The following is a 346-nucleotide window of genomic DNA, read 5'->3' as shown; positions in this document are numbered from 1 at the left end:
AAGCGTGCGCGGCAGTTCGGGGAGGCATTTACCGTCTGAATCCCTTATGCTACGACAGCATAAGCGGAAGTGAATTCATAACCGCAAGGCTTATGATAGCAATTTGGCCGAATCTTGGCCGGACCCCATCAATGCCAAGCGGCAAACACCGATCAAGATTCGGCAATGCAGGTACCTGAACAACATTGTGGAGCAGGATCACCGGGCCATCAAACGGTGTCGTCCCGACTGATCCTGGAGCTTCTGTGCAACCCCAGTTTTGGCAATGCTTTATATCTATAACGATGCGTCATCGAACGGTTTGCTTTCGCTCATCTTCTCAACACGTACCTGACGTCCTGACCGG

The 346-nt window shown here is 51.7% G+C and carries 1 pseudogene; it reads left to right on the top strand.

Going from position 1 to position 346, the window contains the following annotated elements:
• Positions 1-127 precede the first annotated feature (127 nt).
• Positions 128-217 (top strand): annotated as a pseudogene (locus ACRXB1_RS37470) (IS6 family transposase); the annotation flags it as partial.
• Positions 218-346: the final 129 nt, after the last annotated feature.

Source organism: Caballeronia sp. M23-90, assembly GCF_053574605.1.
The sequence above is the reverse complement of the archived record's forward strand: the minus strand, read 5'-3'. Positions and strand labels throughout refer to the sequence as shown.